The sequence below is a fragment of the Flavobacterium sp. SLB02 genome, assembly GCF_009664855.1.
Lineage (GTDB): Bacteria > Bacteroidota > Bacteroidia > Flavobacteriales > Flavobacteriaceae > Flavobacterium.
In genome coordinates this window covers 2,424,381-2,450,935 of record NZ_CP045928.1, presented here as the reverse complement: position 1 = coordinate 2,450,935, position 26,555 = coordinate 2,424,381, and the positions used below count along the sequence as shown (strand labels likewise).

The following is a 26,555-nucleotide window of genomic DNA, read 5'->3' as shown; positions in this document are numbered from 1 at the left end:
TTTTAAATGAAAAACCCGCCAGATACATTACATATCAGACGGGCGTCCATAATAAACATAATCTTCCATTTTATGTCTACTCAAAATTTTTCTCAGCTTCAGACTGAATTAAAAAATAAATAAACACAGAATAGTAGTCCTTGGAATGAACACTGCAGAACTATTTATATAAGATATTTTTTGCCTTAGCAAAATAAACTTTACAGAAGTAATAGGGAGGTTAATTTGTTAGGTCAAAGATGCAACTTAAACAATACTATTATTTTATATGCATATGGTTTGTTGTTATATAATTCGCATAATGATTTAATGAGCCTAACGCAATATAAAATCTTTACCCCAAAATAAAATGCTGATTTAGTGTATTTAAATTGGAAGTTTTGATACTATTTTCCTGATATTATCCAGAACAAGTTTAGGTTCTTCAAGCTGAATAAAATGTCCGGATTTTGTTGTAGTAATATGTGTAAAATCAGTCACCCCAGCCTTAAGAGATTCTTTAGAGTCATACCATAGCTGCCTATCAGCCAAATTGTGTTCAGCATCCGTTTTCATACTTGTAATAGCAATAAGGGGAACGTCAGGTAAATTAGGCAATGTGGCCGTGTATTTAAAATCTTCAATTAATTGCAGGGTTTCTAATGCTATTCCTGAATTTGAACCGTAGGCTGTTTTATAATTATTGTAAAAGAGGTTTATTTGGTCTTGCGAATAATGATTGTACTTTTCGTGCGAAGCATCAACAAATACTAATCCGGCCACTTTTTCAGGGTTTTTTATAGCAAAATCTCTAATAATCAAGCCTCCTAATGAATGTCCTACAAGCACAACTTTTCTGCCATTTGCAAATTGATTCACAACTGTTTCAAGTTCGCTTCTTAATTTTTTAATATCTCTGGATTCAGTATTCAATCCTGATTTTCCATAACCGGCTCTATCGTATAATAAAACATCTGAATCTAAATAATCAGATATAGATAAGATTTCAGAGGATTTTCCGGTGCTGTACCAGGATGTATGATCATTGCCGTGACCTGATTCGAAGACAACTAAGTATTTTGATTGTTTTGATACCGAGTATGCCATTAGTTTATGTGTTCCTACATCTACTGTTGTTCCCGGATATTCTGTATTTTTATTTTTATCATCGTCTGAGCAGGAGATAGAAGAGCAGGCCGATGTGAAGGCAAATAAAATAAGTAGTAGTCGAATTGTGATGATTTGGTTTAGCTTTAATTTTTGTATTTCTTTCTTAAAGATCATGGTAGTATTTTTTAGTTTTAAAGATAAATTCGATGCAAATATTAGCATCATTTACCATTTAAAAGTTCTGATTTATGAATCAGAACCTATTTTAAAGCACACTATACTCTACATGATTTTTATCTAAAAAAAATAAAATAGCATTGAATAATTTTATGCTAAAACGAGATTTACTTTTTTAAATTCAGATGGGGTCAGGCCGGTGCTCTTTTTAAAAGTAGTATTAAAAACCGTTTTAGAATTAAAACCAACTTCAAAAGCAATTCCAATAATACTTAAATGCTGCATATTGGGATCCTGAATCATTTTTTTTGCTTCTTCGATTCGGTACCGATTCACAAACTGATAAAAGTTTTCATTAAAACCTTTATTGATCACATAGGAAAGCTGATGTGATGAGATATCCAATTGAGAAGCTAATTTGAATAAACTCAATTCAGGATCCAAAAAAGGTCTTTTATTGATCATTACGTCCATTAAAACCGATTTTGTTTCTTGTAAATCAATATCAGAAATTCGTTTTTTCTGGTTGCTTTCTACACCTGAATTCTCTTTTATAATAACATCGATTTCCTTTTTTTCCTGCTGATTAAGTTCTGAAATTTCTTTTTGTTTTAAAGAATAATAAGCAATATAAAAAATGCCTATTAGATAAATTAGACTTGCAATATGGTCAAATAACGGATTGTTTTTGGCTAATTTAAAGACATTGTCAATCAACCAAAGTCCTGTTATGATCAGTATACAAATCACTACTTTTTGTAGCCATTTTAAGTTAATTGTGGCTGTATTCGAAGTGTACAAAAACAAATTCTTTTGATAGGCTGCAATTTTTCTGTAAGCCGAGATACAATAAGGTATGACCTGAACACAAAAAAACAGATTAAAAACAGTCAGGATGATAGCGGCATTTTTTTTATCGGCTGCTGTTGGCGGATGTTTTACCTCAATCAATAACGAAAGTAAAAGCAATACCAGCATTACAAAAGCAAAACCAAAATGAAAATTATCTTTTCGTCTCCATTTTTTATCGGGCTGAATAAAATAAATTACGCTAAAATAGAAAACAGGAGCTACTATAAAATCTGTTATGCCCAGAAAATCATTAATGAACATTCTTGTTTTCATAAACTCAGTTTTTTCTAGTAAGTCATTAAACTGAATAAGAAAGATACATAAAATAAAGCAACCGAACCATTTGTTAACTCTGGTACTAACCGGATTAATATTGGCAAAAATTAAAAAGGCCAATAATAAAGCTGTTCCTGCAACAAAGTAGCTAATCAGTTGATCCATAATAAGAGCGTATTTTTTATGTTTTGAATGTTTGACATTTTCTTTAAATTGATAATAAGCGAAAGTAGCTTGATTTTTTCATCTTTAAGCAGCCATTTTTTTACATCTGAGTCCTTTGCTTTAGCAGAAAAATATGTGGTGGCGCAAATCTACAAGAAATTGGCATACATAATAACGGCATTCTCAAAAACTATAAAACATTTGTTTCTCTGATAATTAGGCCCCATTAAAATGTGAACATACAGAATAATTCGACTATAACTGGTAGATAAACTTAAAAACTGGTTGGTACTGGCTCATATTTATAAATGTAGTAACTACATTTGTTAATTAGTCAATAAAAAGAATGTAAAAAAACAGATTCAATATTTTATTCTGATTTTTTTAAACAGATCTTTTTTATTACTCTTAAAAATTAATGATTTTATATTCGAAAATAACGATGAATACTACCTTAAGTACCGGTTTAGATAGAAATTTTGTAGTCATAAGCTTTTTTATGGCAATGACATTTTTTTCTTCTAATGTTAATGCACAGCTTAAAGTTACGGAAACTGAAGTTGGTTTGGGCTGGAGCAATAATTCTGTTAATACCGTTATTTTTAGAAACAATGCGCTGACTTCTTTTAAAGGTGTTCAATATACCGCCTATTATGATCCTGAGGGCAGGATGGTTTTGGCAAAGCGTAACCTAAATTCAAAAAAGTGGGAGACAGTAGTTACTCCTTATACCGGCAATGTCAAAGACGCTCATAATGATATTAGTATAGTCATTGACAGCGAAGGTTATCTTCATGTAAGCTGGGATCATCATGACACCCGTTTGCGTTATGCCAGAAGTAAAAAGGCCTATAGTTTAGAATTAGGAGAAGAGCAGCCCATGACGGGAGAGGATGAATTGAAAGTAACCTATCCTGAATTCCATAATTTACCTAACGGAAAATTACTGTTTTGTTATCGGTCCGGAGCTTCCGGAAGAGGCAATATGATCATGAAATCCTTTGATGTAAAAACGCAGCAATGGACATCATTGCAAAATAATTTAATTGATGGCGAAAATCAACGCAGTGCGTACTGGCAAATGTATGTAGGCAAAAAAGGAATTTACATTTCATGGGTTTGGAGGGAAAGCTGGGATGTATCGACAAACCATGATCTTTGTTATGCCTTTTCGCCCGATGGAGGTAAAACCTGGCAGAAATCTACCGGTGAAAAATACACTTTGCCTATTACAAAACAAACTGCTGAACATGCCTGGGAAATACCTCAAAACAGCAGTCTGATCAATCAAACAGCAATGACCGTTGACGATCAGGGAAATCCGTATATCGCTACTTATTGGGATAATAACGGAATCCCGCAATACAAAGTAGTGTATTTGTCTAACGGAAAATGGAACCTGATTAACACCAGTTTTCATCTAAATCCATTTTCTTTAGGAGGTGGAGGCACTAAAAGAATCCCTATTTCACGCCCTGAAATTTTGGTCGATAAATCGATGTTGTATTTACTTTTTAGAGATGAAGAAAGAGAGAATAAAATAACATTGGGATATACCAACCTACAAAACAAAGATTGGAAACTACAAGATCTTAGCCGGTTTACGGTAGGACAATGGGAGCCTAATTTTGATAAAGAACTTTGGGAACAAAAAAAGCAATTGCATATTTTTTTGCAAAATGTAAGCCAGGCAGACGGAGAAGGATTAGCAAAAGTAGCGCCTCAAATGGTACAGGTTTTAGAAGTGCAAAAGTTGCCTAAATGACAAATAAATAATCATTTCAGCAAAAATAAATACAATATTTAGCTAAAGTATTATTTTTTGCTTTCACAGTTTTTTAATTTAAAAATAATGAAATGAGCTGTAATTTAACCTTATTTAAGCATTTTTAGTGGTTTATATTGATATGCCCCTTCTGTTTTATTGTAATGTCCCTCTTGTCTTATATGGTGTTATCTAAATTTGTGAACCCGATTTTATTTCTGATGGAGCTTACTCTTCTCTTTGAATTTGAAATAAAATTGGGGAGTATTAAATTTTAAAAACTGATTTTGTAAAAGTAATTAAATGAAAAAAATTGTATTAGCACTTGCTTTGTTTTTGAGTCTGCAAAATAATTTTGCCCAACATAACGAATGGGAAAATCCTCAAATATTAGACAGAGGAAAAGAAGCCGGCAGAAGTTCCTTCTTATTGTTCAGTAATGAAAATGAGCTGAAAGGCAACAATCCTCAAAAATCAGAATTGTACCAAAGTCTGAATGGAAACTGGAAATTCAATATTGTTAAAAGTCCTTCACAAAGACCTTTGGATTTTTATGCGGCAGATTTAAACGATTCTAACTGGAAGAATATCGAGGTACCTTCTAACTGGGAATTGCAAGGTTATGACATTCCTATTTATACCAATATTACATATCCGTTTCCTAAAAATCCGCCTTTTATAGCACCCGATTATAATCCGGTAGGAAGTTACAGACGCACCTTTACAGTTTCGGAATCCTGGAATGACAAAGAAATTATACTTCATTTTGCTTCGATCTCAGGTTACGCAAGAGTTTTCCTGAACGGAAAAGAAGTAGGGATGACCAAAGCGGCAAAAACGCCGGCAGAATTTAATATTACTTCTTTTTTAAAGAAAGGAGAAAATCTAATTGCAGTTCAGGTATTCCGCTGGCATGACGGAAGTTATTTAGAAGATCAGGATTTTTGGAGATTAAGCGGTATCGAAAGAGACGTTTATTTACAGGCAATGCCTAAAACGACAGTTTGGGACTATTTTGTAAAAAGTGATTTAGACAATCAATACAAAAACGGACTTTTTAATCTAGATGTTACTTTAAAACATTTTGAAAAAAGTAAAATTAAAAATCCGGCTGTCAAAGTGGAATTGTTTGACAATAAGGAAAATGTAATTTTTTCTGAAACTAAAAAAGTAAACAATAAAGAGGCAAAAATAAGCTTTGAAAAAACAATTGAAAATGTAAAACAATGGAGTAACGAAACACCTAATTTGTACCGTTATACCATTACATTGCTGGACAATAAAGGGAAAGTTTTGGAAATTATTTCTAAAAAAACCGGTTTTAGAAAAGTAGAAATTAAAAATGCCCGATTATTGGTAAACGGCAAGGTCATAATGGTAAAAGGAGTTAATATTCATGAACATGACGATGAAAAAGGACATGTTCCAAATGAAAAATTAACGCTGAAAGACCTTCAGTTAATGAGAGAACATAATGTTAATGCCATCAGGATGAGCCATTATCCGCACGATCCTCATATTTATGATTTATGTGATGAATACGGTTTTTATGTAGTAGATGAAGCCAATATCGAAAGTCACGCGATGGGAGCAGAGTGGCAAAACTGGTTTGATAAAACAAAACATCCTGCTTATTTGCCGGAATGGGCACCGGCGCACATGGATCGTATTGAAAGAATGTTTGCTGTCGACAAAAACCATCCTTCGATTATTATCTGGTCATTGGGAAACGAATGCGGAAATGGTCCTGTTTTTTACGATGCTTACGATTGGTTGAAAAAAGTAGATCATACACGTCCGGTTCAGTTTGAGCAGGCAGGAGAAAACAGAAATACAGACATTGTAGCCCCAATGTATCCGAGTATTAAAAGCATGAAAAATTATGCGAATTCAGATAAAGAGCGCCCTTACATTATGTGTGAATATGCGCATGCGATGGGACAAAGCAGCGGAAATTTTCAGGAATATTGGGATATGATCAATAACAGTAAACGCATGCAAGGCGGGTTTATCTGGGATTGGGTAGATCAGGGAATCAAAACCAAAAATGAAAAAGGCGAAGTTTTTTGGGCTTACGGTGGAGATTTAGGCGGAGCTAATTTGCAAAATGATGAAAATGGCTGTGCCGATGGATTGGTGTTTTCTAACAGAACTCCAAAACCAGCTTTAGAAGAAGTGAAAAAAGTATATCAAAACATTGAATTTAAACTGAATAACAAAACTGATTTAACAATAACAAATCATTTCAATTTTACGAATCTGTCCAATTATACCTTTAAGTGGGAGGTAATCAAAAACGGTTCAAAAGTAAAAACAGGAGAATTTAATTTAGATTTAGATCCGGAACAAAGCAAGAAAGTAGCTTTAGATTTAGGTGCTTTTGATGAAAGTTCAGAATATTTTATGAATGTTTATGCCCTTTCAAAATACGATACACCTTTAGTAGCTAAAGGATTTGAATTTGCAAGAGAACAATTTGAAGTAGCAAAAGGCAATTATTTTACAGCTAATGCAACAGCAAATTCGGGATCTAAATTGAAATATACGGTGGCAAAAAATGTACTTTTCTTTGAAACTGACAATATCACAGGAGAATTTGATTTACAAAAAGGAGAAATACTTAAATATACTTCGAAAAACGGAAAGAATGTTTTTAGCAATTTCCCAAGTCCTTATTTCTGGCGTGCTCCAACTGATAATGATTTTGGAAACGGAATGCCAAATAAATTAGGAATCTGGAAAGAAGCATCCAAAAATCCGACTGTTGTAAGCGTTAATTTGGATAAAAAATCGACAGAAGGAGTTCTTATAAAAGTAGCGTATCAATTGGCTCAGGCAAATGTTCCTTATACGGTAGAGTATTTAATTCAGAATAATGGAGCGATAAAAGTAACGGCGGCGATTGATTTGGCAGGAAAAGAATTACCGGAAATACCTCGTTTTGGAATGCGTTTAAAACTAAACGGAGCATTTGATAATTTGAGTTATTACGGAAGAGGACCTTGGGAAAACTATTCAGATAGAAACTCAGCGGCATTTATTGGTGAATATTCAGATAAAGTAATCAATCAATATGCGAGGAATTTTATTCGTCCGCAAGAGTCGGGTTACAAAACAGATGTTCGTTGGCTGACTTTAAAAAATGATAATGGACAAGGTTTAAAAATCCAAGGGCAGCAGCCAATAGGTTTTAGCGCATTGAATATTTCGACAGAAGATTTAGATCCGGGAAAAAATAAGGAACAGCGTCATCCTACAGATTTAGATTTAAATTCTAAAGAAGCGGTTTACCTGCATGTAGATTACAAGCAAAGAGGTCTTGGTGGTGATGATAGTTGGGGAAGTTTGCCTCACGATGCTTATCGATTACTGGATAAAAAATACAGTTATACCTACACGATTTCATTGGTTAATTAGTTTAGTGTCATTTTTAAGTTTGTCCGGAAAAGCCTATGATTTGTAGTCATAGGTTTTTCTGATTTTTAATAATTTTTTAGAACAATTTGGTAGTAAATAAGTATTTCAATATAACCTAATGCACAATATATTTTGAGAAATAAAGTCCTGTTTTTTTTAATATTCTTAGCTGGTATTGTGGCGAAACCGCAGTCAGCTGCAATATCGTCTGTTTCAAAATTTGAATCGGAAAAATATGATATTGGCTATATTGGTATAAAAAACGGACTTGCTAATAATGCTGTTACTTCAGTCTACAAAGACAAACGAGGTTTAATGTGGTTTGGAACGTACGACGGAATAAGCCGATATGACGGCTATAATTTTGTGAATTACAGAAACGAACCCAATGATCTTAATTCTTTAGTAAATAACAGGGTTGTAAGTATTTGTGGTACCCAAAACGAAATTTGGATTGGTACAAAAGGCGGAATCAGTGTTTACAGTTATTTGACCAACAGGTTTAGTACACGCTATAGTGTAAATCCTAAAACGGGTAAAAATGAACCCATTAATTTTGTCGTTAATCAAATCAAAGATTATAAAACAAATCTATACATTGCTACAGCCGGTAAAGGTTTGCTTTGTTCGAAAAATGGAAAGGAAATTACTTTTGTCCCCCTTTCTGTAAATGGAAAATTGCAGTGGGATTATCATGTTCAGGCAATAGATTTTGATGCATCGGGCAAATTGTGGGGTTTTGTTCAGGGTGTTGGCATTGTCGCTATGGACACGAACACCAATAAATTATCAGTAGTTTTCTCTGAAATTCTCAATGGTACCAGTATTTTTTATGACCCGTTCTCGAACATTTGGGTTGGTGTCGAAGAAGGTTTATTGAAGTACAATACCATCGATAAAACCTACCATGTGTACAGCAATCAGGAAGTGCGATATCCTATTGCTGACTTTATGTACAAGCGTGATACCAGGGAACTTTGGATCGCGACAAATGGTAACGGCGTGGTTCAGTATAATTATACTTCCAATTCCTTTTCTTCCCTTAATGCAAATTTTAGTGACGAAAAGTTAAACAGTAATGCCATTTCTTCTTTGTATTTAGACAGTGCAAATCGCGTCTGGATAGGAACTTTAAGAGGGGGAGTGAATAGAGTTGAGAGCAAAAAAAGCCCTTTTTTGACCGTTTCTAAAAATGAAAAAGCAACAAACACATTACCTAGCGATTTCATTCTTTCCTTATGCGAGCAAGACAGTGAAAACCTTTGGATAGGAACAGATGGAGGTGGTGCCAGTTTATGGAATCGAAAGAATAACAGTTTTACAAATTATTCCTATAATGCCAATAGCAGTAATTCGCTAACCAATAATTTTGTCTCGGCAATTGCAAAGGATGACAAAGGAACCTGGTTTGGAACTTATGGTGGAGGAATTTCTTTATTTAATGCCAAAACCAGAAGTTTTAAAAAGTATGCCCTTTTTAACCCTAAATACAATTCATTCCAAAAGAATATTTGGGTAATGTATCGCAGCAAAGACAAGGTTTTATGGGCCGCATCTCCTGATGATGAAGGCTTGTATCGTTATAATGAAACGACCGATAAATTTGATTTTGTTGATGCGAAAATTAATGGCATAATTTCAATTACCGAAGATGCTCAGGGATGTCTTTGGCTAGGGAATTTTACAGGTATTTTTAAGTACAATCCCAAGACAGCAAAAAGCCAGTTGATTCAATTAATAAAGTATCCGGTACGTTCGATTGTTGCTGTTTCGACTACTAAAATGCTGATTGGTACAGAAGGACGAGGCCTGATGATTTTTAATCCGCAAACATTAAAAGGGAAATTTTTGACCCACAAAGACGGAATTTCAAACAATTCTGTTCTTAATATTGTTCAGGATAATCAGGGCGCATATTGGTGTAGTACCTATAACGGAATATTTGTGTACAATGATGTTACGGGTAAAATAACAAGTTATCATGATAGTGACGGACTTCAGAGCAATCAGTTTAATTATAATGCTGCGCTGAAACTCTCAACGGGAGAAATTGTTTTTGGAGGAATTAAAGGGTTTAATATCATTAACACCAAAATAAATTGTGACGCTCATGGCTTCCCAAAACTGATCATAAATGCCATAAAAGTAAATAATAAAGCGATAGAAGAATCTGGATTGGCCACTTTTGGCATCGATAAACTGAAATTTCCTTATGATGAATCAATGCTGAACATCGATTTTGCAGCTTTAGAATACAGTTTGCCTGAAAAAATATCCTATGCTTATTTTTTAGACGGATGGGATTCGCAATGGCATTATGTTGATAATATCAGAAGCGCCAATTATTCCCGATTAACAGAAGGTGATTATGTGCTAAAAATAAAATCTACCAATGCCGAGGGAGTCTGGAATACTCAATCTATTTCACTGCCCATTACCATTTTGCCGCCATGGTACAGAAGCATTTTTGCTTATTTGTTTTATGCTTTGGCTGTTGCTTTTATTATTTACGTAGTAGATAAATACCAGCGACAACAGGAAAAACTTAAATATGAAGTAAAACTTTCGCAGGATTTAGCCAGACAGGAAAAGGAATTAAATGAAAAAAAACTAACCTTTTTTACTAATATTTCCCATGAGTTCAGGTCGCCTTTGACCATGATTATTAATCCATTAAAAGATATAATTTATGGTACAGATCAGCAAATAGATCCAGGTGCGATAGAGATGGTGTATAGCAATTCCAGAAGATTATTGAGTCTGGTAGATCAGCTGCTTCTTTTTCGAAAAACAGAAACAGAAACGGGAAAACTTAAAATAGGTCAAATTGATATTGTAGAACTCGCTAAAGAAGTTTTTAGCTGTTTTGTGCATCATGCTAAAACCAATAAAATAGATTATAGTTTTAGTATTTCTGAAGAAAAAGTATACCTGTATGTAGATCGCGAAAAAATAGAAATGGCTTTGTTTAATCTGATTTCGAATGCCTTAAAATTTACAGAGAAAGAAAACGGAGCAGTTGCCGTAAATCTGCGTTGCGTAAACAATGAAGTCATCATATCGGTTATTGATAATGGCGAAGGAATTCTGGAGGCTGATAAAGAGAAAATATTCGACTTGTTTTACCAATCCAATAAAAACATCAAAAACAACCGCAAAGGATTTGGTATTGGTCTTTATTTGGTCAAACAGTTTGTAGACCAGCATCATGGAGAAGTAAGCTGCAGCAACAATCAAAACGGAGGAGCTACTTTTGAGATTAAACTGCTTCTTGGAAAAGAACATTTTGGAGATATAGAAATAAGGGAAGATTTAAATGACAGAACCTTATTTTTAGAAGAAGCCTTAGAAGATACGTTGATTCAAAAAGTATCGCATACCATCGAAGAACCCGAAAATGTAAAAGATGTCATCAACGAAGCAAAAAGTATTTTAATTGTAGATGATAATCCTCAGATCAGAAATTATTTAAAACGAATATTAGCCTCAAAATATCATATTACTGCGGCCGAAAGTGCTGAAGCAGCTTTAGAAATAATTAGAAAAGTACAGCCGGATTTAATTATTTCTGATGTGGTCATGGGAGAAATGAATGGTGTGGCTTTTTGCAAATACATCAAAACAGATGAAGAGCTAAAGCATATTCCTGTAATATTACTCACAGGAGGAACTTCAGAGGAAGTAAAGCTGAAAGGCGCCGAAGTAGGAGCAGATGACTACATTACAAAACCCTTTGATAACGAATATTTATTAGCCCGAATTAGTGGAATATTAACAAGACGAGATACTGAACAGAATTACCTACTTAAATCCGTTACCAAAAATGCCGGAAGTCTAAAATTATCAGATGAAGATAAAATACTGATCGAACGAATTGTTGATATCATTGATGCGAATCTCGATGTAGATAATTTTAATGTAAATGATCTGGCGCTTCAACTGGGAATGAGTTATTCTTTGGTTTACAAAAAAATAAAAAAAATTACAGGAAAATCAGTTTCTGAATTTACCCGAAATGTGCGATTGCGAAAAGTGGCCACCTTACTTATTACAACCGATTTGCAAATAAGTCAGGCCGCTTCGATGGCTGGTTTTGGGGATATTAAATACTTCAGGAAACACTTTCAGCAATTTTATAACATAAACCCTTCTGAGTTTAAGAAAAAGTATCAAAACGTCAAGGATAATAAATACATATTGAATGAAAGTTTCTGGAAATCAACCTGATGATGAACAGGGATGAGAAGAAATTAAGAAAAAAACATATGAATCAATATTTAAAAAAGACCATTTTATTAGGACTTGTTTATTTTACAACGAGTACTGCTTTACAATCACAATCAAAAAGACTTCAAAAAAAATCTCCTGAAAAAGTACGTGAATTTTTTGTGTCCTCTTTAGTTAAAATTGGCGATCCCGTTTTAGTAGCATTAAGCAACAATCAGTTAAAACAATTGATGCCTGTAGAAAAATCGCCTGGAGCCTGGGACCAAAGAACACATGTGACTTATTTAGAAGCTTTTGGAAGGCTGCTTTCAGGAATGGCACCCTGGTTAGAATTAGGCCCGGATGAAACGCCCGAAGGAAAATTAAGAGCAAAATACATTGATTTAGCTCAAAAATCGATTCATAATGCCACAGATCCCAATGCGCCTGATTTTATGAATTTTGTAGTAGACAGACAGCCTCTGGTCGATGCTGCTTTTTTTGCGCAGGCTTTGCTTCGTGCACCAAAACAACTTTGGGAACCCCTCGATACCATTACCAAACAAAATGTAATAAAAGCATTAAAATCATCCAGAAAAATTGAGCCTTATCATAGCAATTGGCTGCTTTTTGCAGGAATGATAGAAGCGGCAATCATTAAATTTGATAAAGAGGAAGATAAAGACCGACTGAATTATGCTTTGGAGCAACATAAAAAATGGTATTTAGGAGACGGAACTTATGGCGATGGTCCTGATTTTCATTGGGATTACTATAATAGTTTTGTAATTCACCCGATGCAATTGGATATATTAAATGTATTGAATGAAAAAAACAGCAACTACAAAGCCGATTATGATACGGAGTTAAACAGAGCCCGACGTTATGCTGCTGTTCAGGAAAGATTAATTTCTCCTGATGGGACTTATCCGCCTATTGGACGTTCGTTGGCGTATCGTTTTGGAGCTTTTCAATTGTTATCTCAAATCGCACTTTGGAAAGAATTACCAAAAGAAATTGTTCCCGCTCAGGTGCGTTCGGCCTTGTATTTTATGATTCACAATCAACTAAATGCTAAAGATACTTTCGATAAAAAGGGCTGGCTTCAGATAGGGTTTTACGGACATCAGCCTAATATTGGCGAAGGATATATCTCGACCGGAAGTTTGTATTTATGTTCAGAAGCTTTTTTAGTTCTTGGTTTACCGGCAACAGATTCTTTTTGGAGTGATCCTTACCAGCCGTGGACACAAAAGAAAATATGGTCAGGACAGGAAATTCCAATTGATCATGCCTCAAAATAATTAAACATTAATTTTAATCTCATTATGAATTTTAGCAACTCATTTTTTATTCTAATGGCTTCTGTTTCTTTAACCATTGTTAGTTGTAAAACGGGCGCCGTAAAGTCAGAAACTCAAATAAAACAATCTAAGGCAGAAGTTATTGCTATTATTGACCAGGTAAACAATCGCTGGCAAACTACACATCCGGATTTTGGCAATGCTTTTTGGCATGTTTCCGCCTATCATACAGGAAATATGGAAGCTTATAAAGTTACCCAAAACAAAAAGTACTTGGATTATTCTTTGGCTTGGGCCGAAAAAAATCAATGGATGGGAGCCAAATCAAATAACAAATCAGAATGGAAATACAATTATGGCGAAACTGATCAATATGTATTGTTTGGGGACTGGCAGATTTGTTTTCAGACTTATATCGATTTGTACAACTTAACAGGTAAAAACGATCCTCGCAAAATTGCACGTACACAAGAAGTAATGGAGTACGAAATGAGCACCAAAGCCAATGATTATTGGTGGTGGGTAGACGGGCTGTATATGGTAATGCCAGTCATGACTAAGCTGTACAAGGTTACCGGAAATAAGCTGTACTTAGAAAAATTACATTCGTATCTGGCGTATGCCGACAGTATTATGTACGATGATGAGGCGAAACTGTATTTTCGTGATGCTAAATATGTATATCCAAAACACAAAAGTGCCAACGGAAAAAAAGATTTTTGGGCCAGAGGTGACGGATGGATTTTTGCGGGTTATGCCAAGATTATTAAGGATTTACCCAAAAAAGCCAAACATAGAACCGAATATATAAATCGTTTTAAAGATATGGCCAAAGCTCTGGCCGATGCCCAACAAAAGGAAGGATACTGGACAAGAAGTATTCTGGATCCGGAGCACGCGCCGGGACCGGAAACCAGTGGAACGGCATTTTTTACCTATGGTTTTTTATGGGGAATTAATAATGGAATTTTAGACAAAAAAGACTATTTGCCGGTGGTAGAAAAATCATGGAACTACCTGACGAAATTTGCACTACAAGCTGATGGTACAGTAGGATATGTACAGCCTATTGGCGAAAAAGCAATTCCCGGGCAGGTGGTAGATAAAAATTCTACAGCTGATTTTGGAGTGGGTGCTTTTTTATTGGCAGCATCAGAGATGTCTCGTTTTGTGAAGTAAAGTTTTGTTTTAGGTTAGTTTTACCACAGATTTTTACCACATAGATACACAAAGTTTTTTTAGCAGCTTATTTATTTCATTGAATATTGAGCTTCAGCGCAGCATGCTGAATTTTTCACAGAGTTTCACAAAAGCCAACCTGCTTCTTTGTGAAACTCTGTGAAATCTTTGCGTATCTCTGTGGTAAAACTTTCTGAAACTCCATGGTAAAATATACTCAACAACCAACCTGAAACATCAAAACCTGAAACTTGAAACTCTTTAAGGTATCTTAAAAAATTACGTAAAGTGTATTTTTAACACTAATTTTTTGCGGGAGACATAAAAATAACCTGTTTATTAGGGTAAAATGCTGATTTGACCCTGTTATAATGCTGTAATTACCCCCTTTTACTTGTACCCCTTATGCTAGATTTGCAGGGTAGATTATATAAATATGGGTTTGAAGTGTCCTTAAAAAAAATACTAACGGAATTTTAAGAGAAGTTCATTTCAGCTTATAGTTCAATAATTTCCAAAGCTTATTAACTAATCAATTAACCAAAAAATTACAACCAAAGATGACAAATTTTATTAGGAAAATCAAAGCTCCTGATTGCGTATCTGGATTTGATTTAAAAAAGAAACTTACCCTGTTTTGTGTATTGGTTTCCTTATCTCAAGTGCAGGCCTATACGAGGAGTTCAGGTAATGCAAACGGGCTTGAAAAAGTACAGCAGCAAAATAGTATTGGCGGACAGGTGAAAGACGAAAAAGGAATGCCTTTGCCTGGGGCAACTGTTTTAATAAAAGGAACAAAAATAAGCACGATAACAGATTTTGACGGAAAATTTACTTTAGCGGGAGACGAAAATTCAGTATTGGTAATTTCTTATATGGGTTTTGTAACCAAAGAAGTTCTGGCAAGAGACAAATCTAATATTGTGGTAAAATTAGAACAGAATCCTGCTTCTTTAGATGAAGTGGTAGTCGTGGGATATGGTAAAATGAAGAAAAAGGATTTAACAGGAGCCATTGTTCAGGTTAAAGCCGAAGCTTTGGCCAATCAAAACCCGCAGACCGTTCAGGATTTATTGCGAGGTGTTCCGGGGCTAAAAGTAGGTTATTCTGCTGATGCAAAAGGAGGAGGATCTTTGCAGATTCGTGGGCAGACTTCTGTTTACAATCCTGATGGTGCTAATCATAATTCACCTCTTATTATATTAGACGGAATGCAATTTTATGGTGAACTTTCAGAAATCAATCCTGATGATGTTGGCCAGATCGATGTTTTAAAAGATGCATCTGCAACAGCGGTATATGGTTCTAAAGCAGCAGCAGGAGTTATTGTGATTTCAACAAAAAAAGGAAAAAGTGGTAAACCTGTTATTAACTTAACTACAAACACAACCATTACCAACAAAAGTGCTTATCGCGATGTATACTCTCCAGATGGATATGTAAAATACCGTCAGGATTGGGAAGTAGCAAAAACGTATGGTCAAAATACAACATCAGGGCAATACGAACCTTATGTTGCAGCACGTGTGGGTCAGGCAGGATATTTTGCAAATCCTAATCAGTTAGATCAGTACGGTATTACTCAGGCGCAATGGTTAGCTTATCAGCCAACAGGACAAATACAGGGAAAAAGTTTGAATGAAGTTTGGGGACTTCGTTTAGGAATTACTGATGCTTCACTTTTGAAGAATTTTACTGAAGGAAAAACGCACGATTGGTATAATAGTACTTTTAGAACAGGAATAAATTACGACAATAATTTAAGTGTTTCCGGAGCAGGTGATAAAGTAAATTATTATATGTCTTTAGGATATCTAACATCTGAAGGAGCGATTCAGGGTAATGATTATTCTGCTGTTCGTGCGAATATGAAAGTGGACGCTAAAATTACAGATTGGCTTGAATTTGGGGTAAACGTTAATTTTCAGGATCGTTCAGATGGAGATATATCTGTAGGTACAGGTACTAATTATTGGGATGCTAATATGTTAAGAAACAGCCCGTTTTCTAACTTTACAGAAGCAAATGGCGATTATGCCAGACAACCAATGGGACCAACTATTGGAGGATATAATTACTATTATGACCGCCAATATATAGAGCTTGAGAAAGGGTATACGGTGTTGAATACCATTTTTAATACAAAAATAACTTTACCATTAGGTATTACGTATTCCTTTAATGCAGCACCTCGTTATCAATTTTTTTACAATCGTTATTTTCAGTCGGCAGGCAATAAAAACTGGAATGCTGCTAACATAGGAGTAGATAGAGAAAACGGTAAAAATTTTACATGGAATCTCAACAATACATTAGCATGGGATCATACATTTAATGAGAAACACCATATTATAGCCACTTTAGTTCAGGAAGCAGAAGATCTTAAAACATGGTCAGATCGTATTGATGCAAATAATATTCAACCTTCAGACGCTTTAGGTTTTCACAATATTGCTAATGCAACACTGGCCAATAGTACATTTTCATCTACAGATACACATCAGTCAGGTGATGCATTAATGGCGAGACTTTTCTATTCATTTGATAATCGTTATATGATCACAGGAACGGTGCGTCGCGATGGATATTCAGCATTTGGAGCTTCATATCCTTACGCAACTTTTCCTTCTGTAGCATTGGGATGGAACTTTAATAAAGAAAACTGGTTCAAGTGGGAGCCTTTAAGTACAGGTAAATTACGTTTATCATGGGGTAAAAACGGGAACAGATCATTGGCTGATCCTTATTTGGCTTTAGCCAACTTAAATTCAGGAACCGGAGCAACAATGGGTTATATCGATGCCTCAGGAAATATTGTCGATATGAAATATCTGGGAATAGACCGTTTGGCAAATCCTAATTTGCAATGGGAAAAAACAACAGCAACCAATATTGGTCTTGATCTTGGTTTCTTAAATGACCGCATTACAAGTACAATCGACATTTACAGATCTGTGACCAATGATATGATCATGAATCAGCGTTTACCTGAGTTTACAGGATTTTCATCTATTGCAACTAATCTTGGAGAGGTTGAAAATAAAGGTATTGAGATAAGTCTTAATACGATCAATATCAAAAAAACAAATTTTGAATGGACTACGATGGTGGCTTTTTCATACAATAAGAACACAATTAATGCCTTGTATGGCAACATGGAAGATATCAAGGATGCCAATGGTAATGTTATTGGAAAGAGAGAGGCAGATGATAAAACGAATGGATGGTTTATTGGTAAACCTATTTCTCAAATCTGGGACTATAAAGTGATTGGAATCTGGCAAAAAGATGAATTTGCAGAAGCGGCAAAATACGGACAACGTCCTGGTGACCCAAAAGTGGAGAACAGTTATACCGCTGACGATGTAAATGGAAAACCAACTTATAATGAAAAAGACAAGCAGTTTTTAGGTCAGGGAGCACCTCCAATCAACTGGTCGATGCGTAATGAATTCAAAATTTATAAAAGATGGGATTTAGCCATTAATATGTATTCGTACATGGGGCACAAATCACTTGACGGACGTTATATGAATACGTATAACGACGGTAGTTTATACACCAACAACTACAACCCGTTTGTAAACCCGTATTGGACCATTGATAATCCAACCAATGATTGGGCACGTCTTGATGCAAGAGGGCCTGCAGGAGCCGGAACACAAAAATTATACGATCGCAGTTTTATTCGTTTAGACAATATTTCGCTGGCCTATACACTTCCTAAAGATCTTTTAGATCGTTTGCATGTCAGAAACTTCAAAATTTATGCTTCAGTTCAGAACGCGGCAACATGGTCTGCTTCCGGCGAATGGAAATATTATGGAGACCCGGAAACAGGTGGACTGGCTACTCGAATGTTTAATTTAGGATTTAACGTTTCACTTTAACAATTACAACGATGAAAAGATATATTAAAAATAAGATCTCAGCACTTGCACCTTTAGTAATAGTGGCTGCTCTTATGGTTTCTTGTTCAGAGGATTTTCTGGAGCCGGATCCGCTTTCGTTTTACGAACCGGAAACGACATTTTCTACTGAATCTGGCTTACAGGCCGTTTTAGCAAGTGCCGATAAACAATTACGTAATAATTATATTCACTATAATAGTGCCGGCAATAGTGTGCCTATTGGTACAGAATATGTTTTCTCTGATATGGCCAAATACGGAAAAACGGATAATAGCAGTACTATTTCTGATTTTGCCAATACTATCGTTCCTACAGGAAGCTTTAAAACAGCAACAAATGATGATTTTTACCTGGGATTTTACTGGACTGAAGCTTACACTGGTATTAAAAATGCCAATACTATATTGACATATATTGATAATGTGACAAGTTTAACTCAGGAAGTTAAGAATAGATATATAGGTCAGGCCTATTTTCACAGAGCGTATCGTTATCTTAATCTGGTGTATCAATTTGGAGATATTCCGTTGATTACAAAAATTTTGAAGGTTCCAAAACAGAATTATTATTCGACTAAAAAAGAAGCAATTATCGAAATGATTACTGCAGATATGGAGAAAGCTGTAGAATGGGTACCGGATCAGGCGAAACTGCCTTATCTGGGTGTAGTAAACAAAGGAGCATGCCGTCAGTTATTGATTAAGTGTTATCTGGCTTCCGGAAGATTTAAAGAAGCAGAAACACAGGCAGATTTGCTGATTAATCAATCCGGTTATTCTTTAATGCAAAGTACTTTTGGTACTTTCGATCCGGGAGGAAATCCAACAACATGGGCGATTAACAGAAATGTTATATGGGATTTACACCGACCAGAAAATAAGGTTATTGCTGCTAACAGAGAAGCTATAATGGTGATGCCAAATGGTGGAGTACAGTCATTTTTACCGTTTGCTTCGATGAGAATTTTTGGACCTAACTGGAATTCAGGTACTCTTACAACCCCTGATGGTAAACAAGGAGCCAATCGTTTTGCCTCAAACAATGCGAATTACCAGGCGAAGTATGATTATGCAAGAGCACTTGGGCGTGGTATTGGAACTATAAGTGCTTCTTATTATTCGCAGCACCCTATGTGGGTCGTAAACGGTATTGAGGATAAGCAGGACCTTAGACACAATAGCGCTGTGGGTAACTGGGTAAATATGGAAGATCTTAAATACAGTGATAAAACTTCTTCTTACTACCAGCAAAATTTTAGATTGAAAGAAGGTAATACACTATTGTCAAAAGATACCCTTCGTGAATGGTTTGATTTTCCGTTATATAAAATCTACCTTCATGATGTTGTAAATGAAACCAATCCCAATGCAACTGATTTTCAGGGAGCAAGTACAGGAGGTAAAGCACACTGGTATTTATATCGTTTGGCCGAAACTTATTTGTTAAGAGCCGAAGCCCGTTTTTATCAGGGTAATGTTGGTGGAGCTGCGCAGGACGTAAATGTAATCAGAGCGAGAGCAGGAGCTTCACAAATGTACGGAACAGTTACCATTGGAGATATTTGTGCCGAAAGAGGAAGAGAACTTTACTTAGAAGAATGGAGAAATGCCGAGTTAAAACGTATCTCGCACTGTCTCGCCCTCAGTGGAAAACCAGATGAATGGGGTCAGACGTACAGTAAAACCGATTGGGATAAACAATCCGGAACTGATGCGGCAGGAGGTAGTTATTGGTACCAGCGTATATCACATTACACCCTTTACAATAAATACCCAAGCGGAATCGTGGTTCCAAACGGAACTAAAATTTATTCAATGGACAAGCGTAACAATTACTGGCCAATTCCAAATAGTGCTATAACAGCCAATATAAAAGGAAAACTGAGTCAGAACTTTGGTTACGACGGTTACGATCCCAATGTTAAGGTTTGGGATAAATGGCAAGACGCTGTCGCGGATGAAGATAAAATCGAGTAATGATTCAATTACTTTGAAAGCCCAAGATAAGAACTTTCAAATTTCTTAAATAGTATTATAAATATAGACTCCAGAGTATTATCCTGAGTAATAAAATTACAAGGGATAATGCTGGTGGTCTTTTATTGCCCTGATTTAAAAGATTTTTTTTAGCCACGAATTGCATTAACTAAACTAATTTTTTTCGGCACCCCCGATAGCTATCAGGATAAAAGATTTTAATGATTAAAAAAAATCGGCTCAATCTGCCAAATCTGCGAGAAACTTTTTTTTCGCCGCTAATTGCATTAACTAAACGAATTTTTTCGCCACAGATTAAAAAGATTTTTTAGCGTAATCATTCGTGAATTGCTCCGCCTGTTCACTATCGTTCGGGTCGTGGCTATTTTTTCACAAGTATAAAATTATGCTGCGCAAACCAGCTTAATCCGTAAAACCCGTGGACTATTATTTTACCACTCCGTTATTAATGATTTTTCAATAATTCTAAAACCAAAATTTATTATGAAAAAATTATACACGTTTATATTATTTTGTTTATCGGTCTTTTTATTCCGGGGATATTCACAAGCTCCTAATCTGCCTGTTAAGATAAATTTGGGTACAACATTAAACGGTTCTAAAACATTTAGCAACGCAGCAAATTCAGATATTATAACCTTTCCGTTATCCAGTCAAAGTGAATTTACTTTAGAAGTAAAAGCCAAAATAAACACAGCCCAGGGCAGAGGATTGGATGTTCAGGTTAAAAATTCAGCCGGATTTGGATTCAGAACTTCCTTAGATAAAACAACTTTAAATAATACCACAGCTTTATCCATAATAGAAAATTTAAGCACCTCTGTTGATAATGCTCAGGAACAAACTTTTCGCTATGCTGTAAAAGACGGCGTTGCCAATATCTACCAGGACGGACATTACCTAACATCTAAAACGCTTGATTTTGTAATTGATAATTCAGCAGCACAGCAAATTGTTTATGGTACAGATAACTTGCTTGGTAGATGGGCAGGAATTGCAGGCAATAATTCAGGGAAACCTAACGATTATGGCTGGGCAAATACCGTTGCCACACTTCCATGGAATACCGCAAATTCAACAAGCGGCGTCCGATATCTGGATGTAACCTCCGGGCATACATTCGAATCAGATAATACAGCTTATAACGGCAGGTTAATGTACATCCGTTGGGACAATAGCAGTTATGCTACCTCAACTTACAGTTATCCCGTAAAACTGGAAAAAGACCTGCAATATGAATTCTCATGGATCTACGAGTATATTTCGAATGCGGCAGCGGGCATAAAATTGAATGTGTCCATTTCAACGGGAGCTGACGGATCGGGTGTTTTAGCTTCTAAAACATTTACAACCGGCAGCGCCAATAAATTAAGAAAGGGCGATTTTTCTTTTATTTCCAATGCTGATGGTATTCGCTACATCACCATTACAGGCGATTACGGACTCATGGCCATTGGCGATTTAAAACTAAAATCTTCTAATTTAATGAATACCTGGGATGGTTTTGCCAATGATAATTCCGGAACTCCCGCTGCTTATGGATGGACGAATGCAAGCGTTCCCACGATTTTTACTACAGCCAACAGCACTTCCGGAACACGATATATGGATGTAACTTCCGGACATACTTTTGAATCTGACAATAGTATTTATTCAGGAAGACTCTTATATATCAGATGGGATTCGACTGCACTTCAAAATTCAGTTTACTCATTTCCAATTGCATTAGAAGCTTCGAAAGACTATCAGTTTTCATGGATTTACGAATACATTTCAAATTTAGCTCCCGGATCTCTCATTAATGTATCTGTTTCTACAGTAGCCAATGGAGGAGGAACTATTTTAAATTCTAAAAGTTTTACTTCAGGAGCTGTCAATAAACTCAGAAAAGGAGATTTATCTTTTCAATCTCAAACCGCAGGGACTTATTATATAAATATTAGCGGAGCCAATGCACTTTTTGGAATAGGAGAACTAAAGCTTCAGTCCCAAACAAGTCCAGCTATTGTAATTGGTAAAAATTATACAACAGGTATAGTTGATATGGTAGTGAGTTCAGTAACGTATGAGAATGTGGCTTATGCACCGGAAAAAATCATTAGTCCTTCATTGCAAACAGCAGAAATTACCAGTAATCAGAATGTAAAAAGCTATGCAAAATCAAAATTAAACCTGAACGGATCTTCTTCTTTGTATTTGCAAAATGCCTACAACCCTTTAATTAATTCAACAGTCAATTTAAATTCGACAGCTTCGCGTTTGTATTTCGAGAATATTAAACCCAGTGACGTTATTAGTTCGTACCTAAAGTTTGTATCCGTAAACGGAGTTTTGGCCGGGAATGGCAGTAATGTATCGGTTACCAATTATGGTTCAGGTACTGTTGTGGCTCCTTATACTGTTAACGAAACACCATTAGAGGTTTTTACTGCAGAAAATTTTGGAGGAGCATCGAGACAGTTTGCACCCGTTACGCCTTATGATAATTTAGAAGCGTTTGATAACAGTATTAAATCATTCAAATTAAAAAAAGGTTATATGGCCACCTTTGCCACCAGTGCTGACGGAAGCGGATATAGCAGGGTGTATATTGCAGAAAATCAAGATTTGGAGATAGCAGATTTACCTGTTAATCTAAAAGGGACCATTTCGTTTGTCAGAACAATGAAATGGCATGAAGTCAATAAAAAGGGACTTGCAGGCGGTGATGCACAGGCTATAGATGCAACAAACATTACCTGGTATTACAATTGGAACACAGGATTAGATTCTACACCCAATGTAGAATATGTTCCTATAAGACAAACACAATCCTGGCCATCATTTACTCCTGCTTATACGAAAGAAGGATATACGCATCTTTTAGGTTTTAATGAACCGGATCGCCCTGATCAGTCTAATATGACTGTTGAAGCTGCAATAACTTCATGGCCTGGATTACTGAAATCAGGTTTACGATTAGGTTCGCCTTCTACATCAGATCCGTTTAATCCATGGATGGCAAGTTTTATGACTCAGGCCGAGGCTAATAATTATCGAGTTGATTATGTGGCGCTTCATTGTTATTGGTACAAAACTGCCGCACAATGGAAAAGTGATTTGCAAAACATATATGATAAATACAAAAGACCAATCTGGATTACAGAATGGAATATAGGAGCCAACTGGACCGGGAATAATTTTCCTGACGGTCCTGTCTTATTAACAGATGCAAATGCCATCAAACATAAAAATGATTTGGCGGCGATTCTAAATGTATTAGAAACGACAGATTATGTAGAACGTTATTCGATCTACAATTGGGTTCAGGATTCCAGAGCCATGTATGTTACTATCAACGATGCTTTTAAAACAAGAAATCCAAACTGGCAGAGTTATCTATGGCTTCAGACAGCGCCGGTAATTTCAAGCACCGCAACTGATTATACCGTTTTAACTCCGGCAGGAGAATATTATGCCAAAAATGCATCGGCGAAAGCCTATACTTCGGCCAGAGAATATATTTCGGTATGGAAAACAAAAGTAGAAACACTAACGTATGAATTGTCATCAGATTATAAAAATATTACAGTAAAATGGACAGGTACCAATCAGGATCTAGTGAATAAATATATTCTGGAAAGAAAATTAGAAGGAGAAACCGCATTTTCAGTTTTTCAGGAATCGACAGATTATACTGTTCTTAAAAAAACAGATATAGTTCATACAAAAGCAGAATACAGGATTAAAGTAGTAGGTAAGGATAATGTAGAAACAGCATACTCGGCTATATTGGTTTTTGAGCAGGCTGCAATCCCTGTAACGCCCGCAAATATTGAAGGCACAGGAATATCTACCTCAATAATCAATTTAAAATGGTCAGCATCAGCAGGAGCAATATCTTATACTATTAAAAGGTCAGAAAGTTTAAATGGTACTTATGAAACTGTTGCCACTTATGTAAAAGATACGGTTTACGAGGATAAAGATTTAACAGCAGATACCAATTACTATTATAAACTTGCTGCTGAGAATTCAGGAGGAGAAAGTGCTTATTCTGCAGCTTTCCAGGTTAAAACATTGGCTTTAGCCATTCCAAATGCAGTAACAAATGCCGTTGTGGGATCTGGTGATGCAAAAGTAATTCTGGGTTGGGATTTTATGTACGATGCTTCTTTTCATGTCAAAAGAGCGACTTCACAAGCAGGTCCTTTTACTACTATTGGGACTATCACTACCAATTCATATCAGGATACAGCAGTTACAAACGGGAATACGTATTATTATAAAATTGCCGCTTTTAATTCTTTAGGCGAGGGTGCTGATTCAGTTGTATTAACAGCAAAACCAGCGGGAGGACAAAAGATTACCGGAACTATCATTGGTCACGAAGGATCGTATCAAAACAATGGTTTGACCATAGCGAAAGCTTTCGATGAAGATATCAATACATACGTTGACGGACCAACTGCTGCGGGTTATTTAGGTTATGATTTTGGATTAGACAGCAGCGCCAGTTTAACAGCTATAAAATATGTTCCCCGTCCTACTTTTGGAACCCGTATGACCGGAAGTGAGATAAGAGGTTCTAACAGTGCCGATTATCTTACGACTTATGATGTTTTACATACCATAACACAAACACCTCCAAATGCGGTTTTTACTGAAGATGCAGGTTTGGCCACTCAAAAATACAGATATATATACTGGTACACACCAACGGGTTACGGAAACATTGCAGAGCTTGAGTTTTATGGTACGGTTTATAATGAATCGCCAACATTGAGTTCGTTTACTCCTAAAACAGTACAGGGATCATCTTCAGATATAACGCTTAAGGCATTTCCAAATCCTACTTCAGGTCAGTTTGAGATTGATGTACCAGCCAATGAAGATGCAGTAACTATTGGAATTTATACTTCAGATGCAAGATTGATTTCTAAGGCAAAGTATAGTATTGAAAATGGTAAAGTCAATTTGAATATCTCCAATGCCACAGCAGGAATATATCTGGTAAAGATTGAATCTTATCCTGATAAAACAATTCGCATTATTAAAAAATAAAACTACCCTTTGGGTATAATTCAAAAAAAAATAAACACATAGAAACATAGATTTTTTTTAGCTAAAAAAAATGCAAAAAAGAAATACATTTCTTTCACATAGCGGGCGAGCTATATGCATTTAATAAGTGAAATACCTTTTTTAAAAGACCTAAAACCTATGTTCCTGTGTGTTAAAATTAATTACTCAACGTATTACAACTATAAATAAGAAGGCTGTTGGTTCATAATATTTACCGGCATTTGTTCATGTTTTAAAAGATAAAACCAACAGCACTTATTATTCTTAAGGTTTTGATTTTAAAACAGATATAAAATGACGTCTACCACCTTTCGGTTTTTGATTTTAGCCATTGTATTAGCCTTAACTTTTAGCTTTATTCCAAATCAGGAAAAACCTCCCAAATACAAAGGATATGATTTGGTCTGGAATGATGAATTTGCTGTAGATGGCGCTCCGGATAAAAAGAATTGGAATTATGAAATTGGTTTTATGAGAAATCAGGAAGAGCAGTGGTATCAAAAAGAAAACGCTTATTGTAAAGCCGGTTTTTTAATTATTGAAGCCAGAAAAGAAAATAAAGTCAATCCTAATTTTATCTCTAAAAGCCATCAGGACTGGACAAAAAACAGAGATTCTATAAAAGCGACCTCTTCGTGTTTAATCACACAAGGAAAACATGCCTGGCAGTATGGCCGGTTTGAAATGCGGGCTCAGATTCCAATCGCAAAAGGAATGTGGCCGGCCTTTTGGACTTTGGGTATAAAAGGAAATTGGCCTGCGAATGGCGAAATTGATATTATGGAATATTACACAGGGAAAATATTGGCCAATGCGGCATGGAAATCAAAAGAATCTAATACAGCCTGGGATAGCAGCACATTTAAGCTGAGTGATTTTAAGGACAATTCATGGGCAGATAAATTTCATGTCTGGAGAATGGACTGGGATGCTCAGTCGATTAAGTTATTTGTAGACGATCAATTACTCAACGAGATCAATGTACAGCAAACAATACAAAGTACCGATCAAAAAATAATTCCGTTTCAGCAGCCACATTACTTATTGGTAAATCTGGCAGTAGGAGGAATCAATGGCGGAGACTATACAGCAACCAGTTTTCCGTCAAAATATACAATAGATTATATCAGGGTTTATCAAAAAAAGAAGTAAA

General features: G+C 35.6%; 11 protein-coding genes. 9 read left to right on the top strand and 2 right to left on the bottom strand.

Annotation, left to right across the window (positions count from 1 at the left end; genetic code table 11):
- Positions 1–366 precede the first annotated feature (366 nt).
- The gene (locus GIY83_RS09225; RefSeq protein ID WP_229029263.1) at positions 367–1,314 is read right to left on the bottom strand and encodes an alpha/beta fold hydrolase; all 948 of its coding nucleotides are present in this window, start codon (positions 1,312–1,314) and stop codon (positions 367–369) included.
- Positions 1,315–1,416: 102 nt separating this feature from the next.
- Positions 1,417–2,559, bottom strand: a complete 1,143-nt coding sequence (locus GIY83_RS09220; RefSeq protein ID WP_208686505.1) for an AraC family transcriptional regulator — start codon at positions 2,557–2,559, stop codon at positions 1,417–1,419.
- 442 nt (positions 2,560–3,001) lie between these two features.
- Here GIY83_RS09220 and GIY83_RS09215 point away from each other — a divergent pair, with 442 nt between their 5' ends.
- The 9 genes from GIY83_RS09215 to GIY83_RS09175 all read left to right on the top strand — a co-directional run bounded on the left by GIY83_RS09215 (position 3,002) and on the right by GIY83_RS09175 (position 26,554).
- Entirely contained in the window at positions 3,002–4,324 is a 1,323-nt protein-coding gene (locus tag GIY83_RS09215; RefSeq protein ID WP_208686504.1) for a BNR repeat-containing protein, read from the top strand.
- 303 nt (positions 4,325–4,627) lie between these two features.
- Positions 4,628–7,741 (top strand): glycoside hydrolase family 2 TIM barrel-domain containing protein, encoded by a 3,114-nt coding sequence (locus GIY83_RS09210; RefSeq protein WP_208686502.1) that lies wholly within the window; start codon positions 4,628–4,630, stop codon positions 7,739–7,741.
- Between the two features lie 132 nt (positions 7,742–7,873).
- Positions 7,874–11,968, top strand: coding sequence for a hybrid sensor histidine kinase/response regulator transcription factor (locus tag GIY83_RS09205; RefSeq protein WP_208686500.1), 4,095 nt, complete (start codon positions 7,874–7,876; stop codon positions 11,966–11,968).
- A gap of 38 nt (positions 11,969–12,006) precedes the next feature.
- A complete protein-coding gene (locus tag GIY83_RS09200; protein ID WP_208686498.1) occupies positions 12,007–13,251 on the top strand; it encodes a DUF2264 domain-containing protein in 1,245 nt (414 codons plus the stop codon).
- 24 nt (positions 13,252–13,275) lie between these two features.
- Positions 13,276–14,430 carry a glycoside hydrolase family 88 protein gene (locus GIY83_RS09195; RefSeq protein ID WP_229029261.1) on the top strand — a complete coding sequence of 385 codons (1,155 nt, stop codon included), beginning with the start codon at positions 13,276–13,278 and terminating at the stop codon, positions 14,428–14,430.
- Between the two features lie 560 nt (positions 14,431–14,990).
- Positions 14,991–18,320, top strand: coding sequence for a SusC/RagA family TonB-linked outer membrane protein (locus GIY83_RS09190; RefSeq protein ID WP_208686496.1), 3,330 nt, complete (start codon positions 14,991–14,993; stop codon positions 18,318–18,320).
- Between the two features lie 11 nt (positions 18,321–18,331).
- Positions 18,332–20,317: a RagB/SusD family nutrient uptake outer membrane protein gene (locus GIY83_RS09185; protein ID WP_208686494.1), complete on the top strand. Its 1,986-nt coding sequence runs from the start codon at positions 18,332–18,334 to the stop codon at positions 20,315–20,317.
- 504 nt (positions 20,318–20,821) lie between these two features.
- A complete protein-coding gene (locus tag GIY83_RS09180; RefSeq protein ID WP_208686492.1) occupies positions 20,822–25,381 on the top strand; it encodes a glycosyl hydrolase in 4,560 nt (1,519 codons plus the stop codon).
- Between the two features lie 315 nt (positions 25,382–25,696).
- Positions 25,697–26,554 (top strand): family 16 glycosylhydrolase, encoded by an 858-nt coding sequence (locus tag GIY83_RS09175; RefSeq protein ID WP_208686490.1) that lies wholly within the window; start codon positions 25,697–25,699, stop codon positions 26,552–26,554.
- Position 26,555: the final 1 nt, after the last annotated feature.

What these genes read in the sequence shown, in the direction of transcription:
- GIY83_RS09190 (WP_208686496.1), top strand. Translation starts at nt 14,991, where the DNA reads ATGACAAATTTTATTAGGAAAATCAAAGCTCCTGATTGCGTATCTGGA.
- GIY83_RS09200 (WP_208686498.1), top strand. Translation starts at nt 12,007, where the DNA reads ATGAATCAATATTTAAAAAAGACCATTTTATTAGGACTTGTTTATTTT.
- GIY83_RS09180 (WP_208686492.1), top strand. Translation starts at nt 20,822, where the DNA reads ATGAAAAAATTATACACGTTTATATTATTTTGTTTATCGGTCTTTTTA.
- GIY83_RS09225 (WP_229029263.1), bottom strand. Translation starts at nt 1,314, where the DNA reads ATGATGCTAATATTTGCATCGAATTTATCTTTAAAACTAAAAAATACT.
- GIY83_RS09175 (WP_208686490.1), top strand. Translation starts at nt 25,697, where the DNA reads ATGACGTCTACCACCTTTCGGTTTTTGATTTTAGCCATTGTATTAGCC.
- GIY83_RS09195 (WP_229029261.1), top strand. Translation starts at nt 13,276, where the DNA reads ATGAATTTTAGCAACTCATTTTTTATTCTAATGGCTTCTGTTTCTTTA.
- GIY83_RS09185 (WP_208686494.1), top strand. Translation starts at nt 18,332, where the DNA reads ATGAAAAGATATATTAAAAATAAGATCTCAGCACTTGCACCTTTAGTA.
- GIY83_RS09215 (WP_208686504.1), top strand. Translation starts at nt 3,002, where the DNA reads ATGAATACTACCTTAAGTACCGGTTTAGATAGAAATTTTGTAGTCATA.
- GIY83_RS09220 (WP_208686505.1), bottom strand. Translation starts at nt 2,559, where the DNA reads ATGGATCAACTGATTAGCTACTTTGTTGCAGGAACAGCTTTATTATTG.
- GIY83_RS09210 (WP_208686502.1), top strand. Translation starts at nt 4,628, where the DNA reads ATGAAAAAAATTGTATTAGCACTTGCTTTGTTTTTGAGTCTGCAAAAT.